This window comes from Streptomyces sp. NPDC003027 (genome assembly GCF_053591435.1).
On the sequence record NZ_JBSFTU010000007.1, the window covers coordinates 86,610 to 98,494 of the forward strand.

The window sequence follows — 11,885 nt, forward strand, 5'->3', positions numbered from 1 at the left end:
AGACCTCCGTGCGGTGGTTCCGCGGGGGTTACGGGGCGGTGCCGGTCAGGTCGCCGCGGCGCGGTGCGGCGAAGCGGTCCAGGGCGGCGCGGGTCAGGCCGGTGAGGGCGTCGACCTCGGCGGTGTCCAGGGCTCCGCAGTCGATGCCGCGCAGCAGGTACGAGCTGAGGGCCTTGGCGGTGGCGGGCTCGTCCATGACGTCGCCGCCGGCGTGGTTGGCGTAGGCGGACAGGCGCTTGGCGGCGGCCTCGAAGCCCTCGCGGTAGAAGGCGAAGACGGCGGCGTAGCGGGTGGGGATGTGGGCCGGGTGCATGTCCCAGCCCTGGTAGTAGGCGCGGGCGAGGGCACGGCGGGTGAGGCCGTAGTGCAGGCGCCAGGCCTCGTGGACGTGTTCGGTGGAGCCGACGGGCAGGACGTTGGTGGAGCCGTCGGAGACCCGTACGCCGGTGCCGGCGGCGGCGACCTGCATGATCGCCTTGGCGTGGTCGGCGGCCGGGTGGTCGCTGGCCTGGTAGGCGGCGGAGACGCCGAGGCAGGCGCTGTAGTCGAAGGTGCCGTAGTGCAGTCCGGTGGCGCGGCCCTCGGCGGCGTCGATCATGCGGGCCACGGCGGCGGTGCCGTCGGCGGCGAGGATGGACTGGCTGGTCTCGATCTGGATCTCGAAGCCGAGGCGGCCGGCGTCCAGGCCGTGGGCCTTCTCGAAGGCCTCAAGCAGGCGCACGAAGGCGGAGACCTGCTCGGGGTAGGTCACCTTGGGCAGGGTGAGGACGAGGCCGTCGGGGAGGCCGCCGTTCTCCATGAGGCCGGTGAGGAAGATGTCGGTGGTGCGGATGCCGCGATCGCGTACGGCGGCCTCCATGCACTTCATCCGGATGCCCATGTACGGGGCCGCGGTGCCGTTCCCGTACGCCTCCGAGATCAGCCGGGCGGCGCGGGCGGCGTCGAGGTCTTCGGCGTCCGCGCCCGCGCCCGCGTACCCGTCCTCGAAGTCGACCCGGAGGTCCTCGATCGGCTCGCGCTCCAGCTTGGCCCGTACCCGGCCGTACACGTCCTCCGCGAGCGCGTCCGGGAGGCCGAGGACGGCGGCGAAGGAGTCGGCGTCGGGCGCGTGCTCGTCGAGGGCGGCGAGGGCCTGGTCACCCCAGGAGCGGATGGTTCCGGCGTCGAAGACGTTGCCGGGGACGTAGACGGTGTGGACGGGCTGGCGGGTGCCGGGGTCCCCCGGGTAGCGGCGGTCCAGCTCGGCGTCCACGGCGGCGAGGGAGGCGCTGATGCCCTCGCTGACCGCGCCCGCGAGGCTCGTGGCGACCTTCTCCTGCTGACCCATTCCCACACCCTTCTCTTTTCCGCTTCACGGAATCAACAATCCGTATAGCGAAGTTAGTAGCCGGTCGGGACCTGAGTCAATGGTTGTCCGAAACGGCCGGGGGCCGCGCGGTGATCATCACCACGCGGCCCCCGGACCGTATAGAACCGCAGGTCAGCCCTTGCGGGCCTTGACCTCTTCGGTCAGCTGCGGGACGACCTCGAAGAGGTCGCCGACGACGCCGTAGTCGACGAGGTCGAAGATCGGGGCCTCGGCGTCCTTGTTGATCGCGACGATCGTCTTCGACGTCTGCATACCCGCGCGGTGCTGGATCGCGCCGGAGATGCCGGAGGCGATGTACAGCTGCGGCGAGACCGACTTGCCGGTCTGGCCGACCTGGTTGGCGTGCGGGTACCAGCCGGCGTCGACGGCGGCGCGCGAGGCGCCGACGGCCGCGCCGAGCGAGTCGGCGAGCGCCTCGATGATCGCGAAGTTCTCGGCGCCGTTGACGCCGCGGCCGCCGGAGACGACGATCGCGGCCTCGGTCAGCTCCGGGCGGCCGGTCGACTCGCGCGGGGTGCGCCCGGTGACCTTGGTGCCGGTGGCCAGCGCGCCGAAGGAGACCGCGAGGGGCTCCACGGCGCCCGCGGCCGGGGCGGCCTCCACGGGGGCCGAGTTCGGCTTGACCGTGATGACCGGGGTGCCCTTGGAGACGCGGGACTTGGTGGTGAAGGAGGCGGCGAACGCGGACTGCGTCGCGACCGGGCCCTCGTCGCCGGCCTCGAGGTCGACGGCGTCGGTGATGATGCCGGAGCCGATGCGGACCGCGAGGCGGGCCGCGATCTCCTTGCCCTCGGCGGAGGACGGGACGAGCACGGCGGCCGGGGAGACAGCCTCGTACGCGGCCTGCAGCGCGTCCACCTTCGGTACGACGAGGTACTCGGCGAACTCGGGGGCGTCGGCGGTCAGGACGCGGGTGGCACCGTGCTCGGCGAGGGCCGGGGCGGTGGCCTCGGCGCCCGAGCCCAGCGCGACGGCGACGGGCTCGCCGAGGCGGCGGGCCAGCGTCAGCAGCTCCAGGGTGGGCTTGCGGACGGCGCCGTCGACGTGGTCGACGTAGACGAGAATCTCAGCCATGGGGATTCAATCTCCTGCGAACGAAAAGGGGGCGGACTGATCGGCTCGCGCGAGCCCTTGGATGCCCTGTCGGTCCAGGGGGGCGGCCCCCGGACCCCAGCGGCTAGATGAACTTCTGGCTCGCGAGGAACTCGGCCAGCTGCTTGCCGCCCTCGCCCTCGTCCTTGACGATCGTGCCGGCCGTGCGGGCCGGACGCTCCGCCGCCGAGTCGACCGCGGTCCAGGCGCCCTCCAGACCCACTTCCTCGGCCTCGATCTCGAGGTCGGAGAGGTCCAGGGACTCCACCGGCTTCTTCTTGGCGGCCATGATGCCCTTGAAGGAGGGGTAGCGGGCCTCGCCCGACTGGTCCGTCACCGACACGACGGCCGGGAGGGACGCCTCCAGCTGCTCCGACGCGGTGTCGCCGTCACGGCGGCCCTTCACGACGCCGTCCTCGACCTTGACCTCGGACAGCAGCGTGACCTGCGGGACGCCCAGACGCTCGGCGAGGATGGCCGGCAGGACACCCATGGTGCCGTCGGTGGAGGCCATACCGGCGATGACGATGTCGTAGCCGGTCTTCTCGATCGCCTTGGCCAGCACCAGCGAGGTGCCCATGACGTCGGTGCCGTGCAGGTCGTCGTCCTCGACGTGGACGGCCTTGTCGGCGCCCATGGACAGCGCCTTGCGCAGCGCGTCCTTGGCGTCCTCGGGGCCGACCGTGACCACGGTGACCTCGGCGTCGTCCGCCTCTTCGGCGATCTGCAGCGCCTGCTCGACCGCGTACTCGTCGAGCTCCGACAGCAGGCCGTCGACGTCGTCGCGGTCGACGGTCAGGTCATCGGCGAAGTGCCGGTCGCCGGTGGCGTCGGGCACGTACTTCACACAGACAACGATCCTCAAGCTCACGCCGGCTCTCCTACTGCATCGTCATAACTGGGCTGCCTTGTTGCTCGCAGCATAGGCGCCTGAAGGGCGGGTTTCCGGTTGGGGCGGCTTGGGCCCCGACCGAGATATTACTCGTCAGTACACTCAGTTCGTTACCGGTAAGCAAGCGCTCAGGTGTGTGACGTTAGCAACGCGCGAGGAGTGGAACTCTCAGTCGCGCAGGGCGTTGAAGCGGCCCTGGTGGTAGAGCAGCGGCCGGCCCGCTCCGGCGGGGTCTCCGGCGACCGCCTGGGCCATCACGATCCGGTGGTCGCCGGCCGGGACCCTGGCCACGACCCGGCAGACCAGCCAGGCGAGGACGCCGTCGAGGACCGGGACCCCCTCGGGGCCCACGCTCCAGCGTGTGGGATCGCCGAACCGGTCGGCGCCGCTGCGCGCGAACGTCTCGGCCAGCTCCCGCTGGTGCTCGCCGAGTATGTGGACGCCGACGTGCTCCGCCTCGGCGATCACCGGCCAGCTGGAGGAGGAGGTGCCCACGCCGAAGGAGATCAGGGGAGGCTCCGCGGCGACCGAGGTGAGGGAGGTGGCGGTGAAGCCGACGGGGCGGTCCGCGCCGCCGGCGGTGATGACCGCGACACCGGCGGCGTGCTGCCGGAAGACGGAGCGGAGGAGATCGGGCGAGGCCTGCCGGGGAGCGCGCACGGTGCGGAGCTCGGGCGAAACCGTCATGGAACTGTCCTTCTGCGGGGGCGTCGTGAAAAGGGTCCGGGGGTTCTCACACACCCGGACAGCGCGCGCTCGCGTCGCGGGCCGAGTCGACGTGGGCCCGCCCATGGAGAAGGAGTTCTGAGGGCATCTGGCCAGCCTGTCGATGGTCGGCGGGTGCAGTCAAGCGCGTCCCGGGATGTGGGAGATGTGTCACCGCGTCAGACGGCCCGGCCGAGCGCGGCGATGACATCGGCGCGGCGGGGCTGCCCGGAGGCCCGGACGACGATCCGCCCGGCGCGGTCGAGGACGAAAACCGTGGGGGTCCGTACGATCTCCATCGCGCGCACGAGGTCGAGCCGCTCCTCGGCGTCGATCTCCACGTGCCCCACTCCCTCGATCATCCCCGCGACCTCGGAGAGGGTCCGCCGGGTGGCGCGGCAGGGCTGGCAGAACGCCGTCGAGAACTGTACGAGGGTGGCCCGCTCCCCCAGCGGGGCGCCCAGCACCTCGGCGTCCAGCACCTCGGCGTCCAGGGCGTCCGGCTGCCCGCTCATGTCCGTTCTCCGCTCTCCCGCCGTCCTCTTCCGCTCCGTGCAGCGTCCCACGGCAGGGTTCGATTCCCGCCACAGCGGGCAGGCGTGACGAGAATCTCCCCGTGCGAAGCCGTCAGGACTGGTCACCGGCGGCCACATGGGGCACGATCTGCCCAAAGCCGAAAACCTACGGCCGCGTAACTTCCGCCGGGAGACCCTCCCCAGGCACACGAGAAGGGGTTCCTCTCAGATGGCAGAACTCGTCTATCGGCCGGTCATCGGCGCCGCGCTCACTCTGTTCAGGGCGCTCGACCTCAAGATCGACACTCAGGGTTCGGAACACATCCCGCGCACGGGTGGCGCGGTGCTCGTGAGCAACCACATCAGCTATCTGGACTTCATCTTCACGGGCCTGGCCGCACTGCCGCAGAAGCGCCTGGTGCGTTTCATGGCCAAGGACTCGGTGTTCCGGCACACGGTGTCCGGCCCGCTCATGCGCGGAATGAAGCACATCCCGGTGGACCGCTCCCAGGGCGAGCACGCGTACCAGCACGCGCTGGAGTCGCTGCGGGCCGGCGAGATCATCGGTGTCTTCCCCGAGGCGACCATCTCGCAGTCCTTCACGCTCAAGAGCTTCAAGTCGGGTGCCGCGCGGCTCGCGCAGGAGGCCGGGGTTCCGCTGATCCCCATGGCCCTGTGGGGCACGCAGCGGATCTGGACCAAGGGCCGCCCCCGCAACTTCAAGCGCAGCCACATCCCGGTGACGATCCGGGTCGGCGAGCCGATGGAGGCTCCGGCGGACCAGTACGCGGGCGCGATCACCCGGCGGCTGCGCGACCGGGTCCAGGAGCTCCTGGAGGCCGCGCAGCGCGCCTATCCCGTACGCCCCAAGGACGCGGGCGACACCTGGTGGGTGCCCGCGCACCTCGGGGGTACGGCTCCGACTCCGGCTCAGGTCAAGGAAGCCGGCTGACCGGTCGGCCGGCGCTTCACCGGAAGGTCACGCCGGGGTGCGGACCGTGATCCGGGCCCCGGGGCTCAGTTTCTCCAGCGCCTCGGCGAGCTCCGTGCCCGCCGCCGTCAGCTCGGCCACGGTCATGGGGGCCAGCGACTCCAGCAGGAAGATCGCGTTGACCGTGCCGTCCTCGATCCGGGTGCGCGGTCCCTGGCGCCAGTTCCAGCGGCGACAGGTGACACCCGCCTCGTCGCACCAGACGATCTCGCCCGGCTCCGGGTGCTCGACGGTCTCCTCGCCGCCGGCCATGGTCACGAACGGCTCGTCACCGGTGGCCCGTACGAGCCGCATCCCGCCCTCGATCTTGTCCAGGTCCTCGCCGCCCACCGGGATGAGATGGGCGACGCTGATCGCGTTGTAGGCGTCGACGAGCCGGTTGATCCGGGGCAGGCCGCCGGCTCCGCTGCCGGCGAGCGCGCGCTTGGCGAGAGCCTCGGCGGAGTTGCGGGTACGGGAGGGCTTGGCCCCGAACGCCGAGTACGCCGCGCGCCAGGCCGCGATGTGCGGGTCCTTGTCCGGGGTGCCCCCGGCGAGCCGCTCCGCGAGGCGCCGCGCCGCGTCGTCGAGCAGTGCCGAACTGGCCTCGTCGCTCGGCCCGTTGACGAGACCGTGGGCCTCGACGGCGAGATGGGTGAAGCCGGGGACGAGGGCACGTACCTCGTCGGACACGGTCAGGGTGAGGGGCATCGTCGTCCTTGCGTCAGAGTTCCGTCGGAAGGGTCCGCGAGAGGTGCGGCCGGTCGCGAGCGGAGTACAGGGCGCTCAGGACGGCCGGATGTGGTTCAGCATAGAGCACTGGATAATCCACTTCACTGCACTCCGGTCGGACGGGCCATGCCAGCCGTTCCGCACCCAGGGAGAACTGGGCGTCGACGCCGGGCTTGTTCCCCCGGGGGTCCTGCCTCGCCCAGGCGGTCTCGCCGGGGAGCCGCAGGGCGATCAGCCCGTGGACGACCGGGTGCGTACCGTCGTCATCGGTGAGCCGCTGGTAGCAGAGCGCGGTGGGGATGCCCTCGGCACGGAGCAGCGCGGCGAGCGCGTGCGACTTGGCGTAGCAGATGCCGGTGCCGTGGGCGAGGACGTCGGAGGCTCGCCAGGTGACGCGCATGCCCCCGGAGTCGAACGAGTGCGGGATGGTGTCGCGGACGAACTCGTAGGCCGCCTTGGCGTAGGCGTAGGCACCGGCGCCGGGGTGCTGGGCGCGCAGCCGGGCCGCCGTCCCCCGCACGCGGGGGTGCTCATGATCGACGGCCGCGTCGGCGGCGAGGTAGGCGGAGAGTTCTGGTTCCCGCTGAATGAGTTCCATGCGCTTGGAGCGTAGGAAGACGGCCGACCGGAGTCAATCAATTTCCGGTCGGCCGTATACTTATGCGTCCGGTGCGGCTAGCGCGCCATCTCTTCCTTCAGCGCCTGGAGGAACGCGTCGACGTCGTCCTCCGTGGTGTCGAAGGAGCACATCCAGCGCACGTCGCCGGCCGCCTCGTCCCAGAAGTAGAAGCGGAAGCGCTTCTGCAGCCGGGTGCTCACCTCGTGCGGGAGCCGCGCGAAGACCGCGTTGGCCTGGACGGGGTAGAGGATCTCCACGCCGTCGACGCCGCGCACACCGGACGCGAGCCGCTGCGCCATCGCGTTGGCGTGGCGGGCGTTGCGCAGCCACAGGTCCTTGGCGAGCAGCGCCTCCAGCTGCACCGACACGAACCGCATCTTGGACGCGAGCTGCATGGACAGCTTGCGCAGATGCTTCATATGGCTCACCGCGTCCGGGTTGAGGACCACCACGGCCTCGCCGAACAGCATGCCGTTCTTGGTCCCGCCGTACGAGAGGACGTCCACGCCCACCGCGTTGGTGAACGCCCGCATGGGGACGTCCAGCGACGCGGCGGCGTTGGCTATCCGGGCACCGTCGAGGTGGACCTTCATGCCCTTGGCGTGGGCGTGCTCCACGATGGCGCGGATCTCTTCCACGGTGTAGACCGTGCCCAGTTCGGTGTTCTGGGTGATCGAGACGACCTGCGGCATCGCCCGGTGCTCGTCCTCCCAGCCCCAGGCCTGCCGGTCAATGAGCTCGGGGGTGAGCTTGCCGTCCGGGGTGGGCACGGTGAGCAGCTTGAGGCCGCCCATGCGCTCGGGCGCACCACCCTCGTCCACGTTGATGTGGGCGGACTCGGCGCAGATCACGGCGCCCCAGCGGTCCGTCAGCGCCTGCAGGGCGGTGACGTTCGCACCCGTGCCGTTGAAGACCGGGAAGGCTTCGGCCGTCGGGCCGAAGTGGCTGTGCATGATCCGCTGGAGGTGCTCGGTGTAGTCGTCCTCGCCGTAGGCGATCTGATGACCGCCGTTGGCGAGCGCGATCGCGGCGAGCACCTCGGGGTGCGCTCCGGCGTAGTTGTCGCTCGCGAAACCCCGGACCGACGGGTCGTGGTGACGACTCGCGTCGGTCCTGGGGGGCATCGCCGATGTCACGGCTTGGGGGTCAGCCACAGACGCTGTCCATTCACTTCCTGAGCGGGCCGGTCCCAGACACCGGCGATCTCGTCGGCCAGATCCTTGACGTCGGTGAAGCCCGCGAACTTCGCGTTCGGTCGCTCGGCGCGCATGGCGTCGTGCACCAGTGCCTTGATCACCAGAATCGTAGCCGCCGCCTTGGGACCGTCGTCGCCCCCCACCTTGCGGAAGGCGTCGCCCATGGCGAGGGTCCACGCCTCGGCCGCGGCCTTGGCGGCGGCGTAGGCCGCGTTCCCCGCGGTGGGCTGGGAGGCGCCGGCGGCGCTGATGAGCACATAGCGGCCGCGGTCGCTGCGCAGCAGCGGGTCGTGGAAGGCCAGCGAGGTGGACTGGACGGTGCGGATCAGCAGCTTCTCCAGGAAGGTCCAGTCGGCGAGGTCGGTCTCGGCGAAGGAGGCGCTGCCGCGCCAGCCGCCGACGAGGTGGACGAGGCCGTCGATCCGGCCGAACTCCTTCTCGGTCTTGTCGGCCCAGTCGCGGGCCGCGCCGACGTCCAGGAGGTCGACCGTGTCCCCGACGACGGTGGCGCCGCCGTGCGCGTACCGGGCGGCGTCGACCGCCTCGGCGAGGCGGGCGGGATCGGCGTCGGAGGCGACGACGATCGCACCGGCTTCCGCGAGCCGCATCAGAGCGGCCCGCCCCGCGGGGCCCGCCGCTCCCGCGACCGCGATGACGGCACCCTCCAGCGATCCGCCGTTCCCGTTCATGGTCGTCGCCTCCTCCGTGACTGAGTTCACGCGGCAGCCTGCTCGGGCCGCGAAGCGTTCGCGGCCGTGATGCCCTTGGTGGACGCGATCACGCCCTTGAGCTTCTTGGCAAGGGCCTCATAGAACATGCTGAGCGGAAACTCGTCCGGAAGCACGTCGTCGACGAGCTTGCGCGGCGGCTGCGTCAGGTCGAGGGCGTCGGGGCCCTTGGCCCAGCGCGAGCCGGGGTGCGGGGCGAGGTAGGTGGAGACGAGTTCGTACGCCTTGAACCAGTGGACCAGCTTGGGGCGGTCGATGCCGTCGCGGTACAGCTTCTCGATCTCGGCGCAGAGCTGGTTGGTGACCTCGGGGGCACGCTCCCAGTCGATCTTGAGCGTGTTGTCCGTCCAGCGCACCACGTCGTGCTTGTGGAGGTACGCGAAGAGGAGCTGGCCGCCCAGACCGTCGTAGTTGCGGTCGCGGTCGCCGGAGACCGGGAAGCGGAACATCCGGTCGAAGAGGACGGCGTACTGCACGTCGCGGCCGTGGGGGTTGCCCTCGGCGTCGAGCTTCACGGCCTCCTTGAAGGCGGTGAGGTCGCAGCGCAGCTCCTCCAGGCCGTACATCCAGAACGGCTGGCGCTGCTTGATCATGAAGGGGTCGAAGGGCAGGTCGCCGTGGCTGTGGGTGCGGTCGTGGACCATGTCCCACAGCACGAAGGCGGACTCGCAGCGCTTCTGGTCGTGGACCATGGCGGCGATGTCCTCGGGCAGGTCGATGCCCAGGATGTCGACGGCGGCCTCGGTGACCTTGCGGAAGCGGGCTGCCTCGCGGTCGCAGAAGATGCCGCCCCAGCTGAAGCGCTCGGGGGCCTCGCGCACGGCGATGGTCTCGGGGAAGAGGACGGCCGAGTGGGTGTCGTAACCGGCGGTGAAGTCCTCGAAGGTGATGCCGCAGAACAGCGGGTTGTCGTAGCGGGTGCGCTCCAGCTCGGAGAGCCAGTCCGGCCAGACCATGCGCAGCACGACGGCTTCGAGGTTGCGGTCCGGGTTGCCGTTCTGCGTGTACATCGGGAAGAGCGCCAGGTGCTGGCGCCCGTCCACGCGCTCGGCGGCCGGCTGGAAGGCGAGCAGCGAGTCGAGGAAGTCGGGGACCTCAAAGCCGCCCTCGGCCCACCGGCGCAGGTCGGCGACGGCGGCGCGGTGGTACGCGGCGTCGTGCGGGAGCAGCGGGGAGAGCTGCTCCACCGCGGCGACGATCCGCTCGACAGTGGCCTCGGCGAGCGCGCGGGACGGCGCGCCCTCGGCGGCGAAGTCGATGGATCCGTCCTTGCTCTGCCAGGGACGGATCTCCTCCACGGCATTCTTGAGCTCGGGCCAGGCAGGGTGGTGGATCACCGGGTCAGAGGTGGATATCCCCCCACCGATCACGTCCTGCACAAGAATTTCCGTCATTCCACTTCCTCCACAGGAGAACCTCGCGTCAAGACACCGTATCCATTCGCGGTTCCTTCCCACAAGTAGACCAAGGGAAATTATCCTGCCCTACCCCTATGCTCACCGTGAATTTTCCTGTCAGGAGGGGCCAGAGCGCTCGCATCCACCGCCTGGCTCGGTACCGCCCCGCGGCGGCGAGGCGCTCGGAACGGCGCGTTCCCGCGCCCCCCGCGCGTGCGCTTCCCTCTTCGGCCCCAGCGACTAGGCTGCGCCACCACCGGGGAGACCGGAGGGACCCGGGCACGGACAGCGACGGAAGCGAGAAGATCTTGAGTTTCCTCACCATCGGTCATCGCGGAGTCATGGGCGTCGAACCCGAGAACACGCTGCGCTCCTTCGTCCGCGCCGAGCAGGCCGGCATGGACGCCATCGAGCTGGATCTCCATCTGAGCAAGGACGGCGCCCTCGTCGTCATGCACGACGCCGACGTCGACCGGACCACGGACGGCAGCGGCCCGATCGCCGAGCTGACCCTCGCCGAGCTGCGGGAGCTGGACGCCGGAGGCGGGGAGCGCGTGCCCGTCTTCGAGGAGGTCCTGGACGCGGTGAACTCGCCGCTCCAGGCCGAGATCAAGGACGTGGCGGCTGCCGAGGCCCTCGCCGAGGTGATGCTGCGCCGCGACCTGGCCGGCCGGGTGGAGGTCCTCTCCTTCCACGACGCGGCCCTCGCGGAGATCTCCCGGCTGGTTCCCGGCGTCCGTACCGCGCTCGTGGCGGACCGCTGGGGCGCGGACGTGGTGGACCGGGCGAAGGCGGTCGGGGCCGGTGCCCTGGTGCTCAACATCCGGCACCTCACCCTGGAGACCGTGGAGCGGGCCCACCGAGAGGGACTGCGGGTCATCGGCTGGGTGGTGAACACCCAGGACGACCTGCGGCTGGCCCGGGCCCTGAATCTGGACGGCGCGACGACCGACCAGCCGGAGATCCGCCGCACCGGCCGGTTCACCGCGTGACGGCCCGGCCCGGCCCAGGGCCCCGGCCCGGACCGACGGCCCCGCTCAGACCAGCGGCTTGACCAGGAGCTCGAACTGGAGGTCGTCGCGCTGCGGCAGACCGAAGCGCTCGTCGCCGTACGGGAACGGCGTCATCTCTCCCGTACGGCGGTAGCCGCGCCGCTCGTACCAGGCGATGAGCTCCTCGCGCACCGAGATCACCGTCATGTGCATCTCCCGCGCGTCCCAGATCTCGCGCACCCGGCGCTCCGCCTCGGCGATGATCCGGCGGCCCAGACCGGCGCCCTGAAGCTCGGGGCGGACGGCGAACATGCCGAAGTAGGCCACCTCACCGCGCTGTTCGAGCTGGCAGCAGGCGACGACCTCACCGTCGCGCTCGACCACCATCAGCCGGCTGCCGGGGGTGGTGATGACGGCGCGCACGCCCTCCGCGTCGGTGCGCTGCCCCCGCAGGATGTCCGCCTCCGTCGTCCAGCCGGTCCGGCTGGAGTCGCCCCGGTAGGCCGACTCGACGAGCGGCACGAGCACCGGCACGTCGTCCTCGACCGCGTCGCGGTAGGTGATCCGGCCGGTGTCCTGGGGCGCGGCGGTGTCCATGGTGTTCGGTCTCCCCTCGGGCGCTGACGATCGGTGGAGGCGATCGCCCCGAGCCTAACGCGGGCGGCGCGCCCCCCTCGT

At 70.9% G+C, this 11,885-nt stretch carries 13 protein-coding genes; 2 read left to right on the forward strand and 11 right to left on the reverse strand.

Features of this window, described 5'->3' with window-relative positions; translation table 11 throughout:
• Positions 1-28 precede the first annotated feature (28 nt).
• The 5 genes from ACWDX6_RS08080 to ACWDX6_RS08100 all read right to left on the reverse strand — a co-directional run bounded on the left by ACWDX6_RS08080 (position 29) and on the right by ACWDX6_RS08100 (position 4,573).
• Complete coding sequence (locus tag ACWDX6_RS08080) at positions 29-1,327, reverse strand: DUF6986 family protein (RefSeq protein ID WP_451484096.1); 1,299 nt, start codon at positions 1,325-1,327, stop codon at positions 29-31.
• Between the two features lie 153 nt (positions 1,328-1,480).
• Positions 1,481-2,443 (reverse strand): electron transfer flavoprotein subunit alpha/FixB family protein, encoded by a 963-nt coding sequence (locus ACWDX6_RS08085; protein WP_451484097.1) that lies wholly within the window; start codon positions 2,441-2,443, stop codon positions 1,481-1,483.
• A gap of 103 nt (positions 2,444-2,546) precedes the next feature.
• A complete protein-coding gene (locus tag ACWDX6_RS08090; RefSeq protein ID WP_451484098.1) occupies positions 2,547-3,332 on the reverse strand; it encodes an electron transfer flavoprotein subunit beta/FixA family protein in 786 nt (261 codons plus the stop codon).
• A 189-nt stretch (positions 3,333-3,521) separates the two neighbouring features.
• A complete protein-coding gene (locus tag ACWDX6_RS08095) occupies positions 3,522-4,040 on the reverse strand; it encodes a flavin reductase family protein (protein WP_403292138.1) in 519 nt (172 codons plus the stop codon).
• A gap of 197 nt (positions 4,041-4,237) precedes the next feature.
• Positions 4,238-4,573: a TlpA family protein disulfide reductase gene (locus ACWDX6_RS08100; RefSeq protein WP_451484099.1), complete on the reverse strand. Its 336-nt coding sequence runs from the start codon at positions 4,571-4,573 to the stop codon at positions 4,238-4,240.
• Positions 4,574-4,802: 229 nt separating this feature from the next.
• Here ACWDX6_RS08100 and ACWDX6_RS08105 point away from each other — a divergent pair, with 229 nt between their 5' ends.
• The gene (locus tag ACWDX6_RS08105) at positions 4,803-5,525 is read left to right on the forward strand and encodes a lysophospholipid acyltransferase family protein (protein ID WP_451484100.1); all 723 of its coding nucleotides are present in this window, start codon (positions 4,803-4,805) and stop codon (positions 5,523-5,525) included.
• A 27-nt stretch (positions 5,526-5,552) separates the two neighbouring features.
• Here the strand turns inward: ACWDX6_RS08105 and ACWDX6_RS08110 are convergent, their stop codons facing one another.
• From ACWDX6_RS08110 to ACWDX6_RS08130, 5 genes are all read right to left on the reverse strand, one after another.
• Positions 5,553-6,254, reverse strand: coding sequence for a B3/B4 domain-containing protein (locus ACWDX6_RS08110; protein ID WP_451484101.1), 702 nt, complete (start codon positions 6,252-6,254; stop codon positions 5,553-5,555).
• A 13-nt stretch (positions 6,255-6,267) separates the two neighbouring features.
• Positions 6,268-6,873, reverse strand: a complete 606-nt coding sequence (locus ACWDX6_RS08115; protein WP_451484102.1) for a transglutaminase-like domain-containing protein — start codon at positions 6,871-6,873, stop codon at positions 6,268-6,270.
• Positions 6,874-6,950: 77 nt separating this feature from the next.
• Positions 6,951-8,018, reverse strand: coding sequence for a threonine aldolase family protein (locus ACWDX6_RS08120; protein ID WP_451484166.1), 1,068 nt, complete (start codon positions 8,016-8,018; stop codon positions 6,951-6,953).
• 8 nt (positions 8,019-8,026) lie between these two features.
• Positions 8,027-8,779, reverse strand: a complete 753-nt coding sequence (locus ACWDX6_RS08125) for an SDR family NAD(P)-dependent oxidoreductase (protein ID WP_451484167.1) — start codon at positions 8,777-8,779, stop codon at positions 8,027-8,029.
• A gap of 26 nt (positions 8,780-8,805) precedes the next feature.
• Positions 8,806-10,212, reverse strand: a complete 1,407-nt coding sequence (locus ACWDX6_RS08130) for a DUF6421 family protein (RefSeq protein WP_451484103.1) — start codon at positions 10,210-10,212, stop codon at positions 8,806-8,808.
• Positions 10,213-10,523: 311 nt separating this feature from the next.
• Here ACWDX6_RS08130 and ACWDX6_RS08135 point away from each other — a divergent pair, with 311 nt between their 5' ends.
• A complete protein-coding gene (locus ACWDX6_RS08135) occupies positions 10,524-11,207 on the forward strand; it encodes a glycerophosphodiester phosphodiesterase (RefSeq protein WP_451484104.1) in 684 nt (227 codons plus the stop codon).
• 45 nt (positions 11,208-11,252) lie between these two features.
• On the opposite strand, the gene ACWDX6_RS08140 is transcribed toward ACWDX6_RS08135, so the two are convergent.
• A complete protein-coding gene (locus ACWDX6_RS08140; protein WP_451484105.1) occupies positions 11,253-11,804 on the reverse strand; it encodes a GNAT family N-acetyltransferase in 552 nt (183 codons plus the stop codon).
• Between the last annotated feature and the right edge of the window lie 81 nt (positions 11,805-11,885).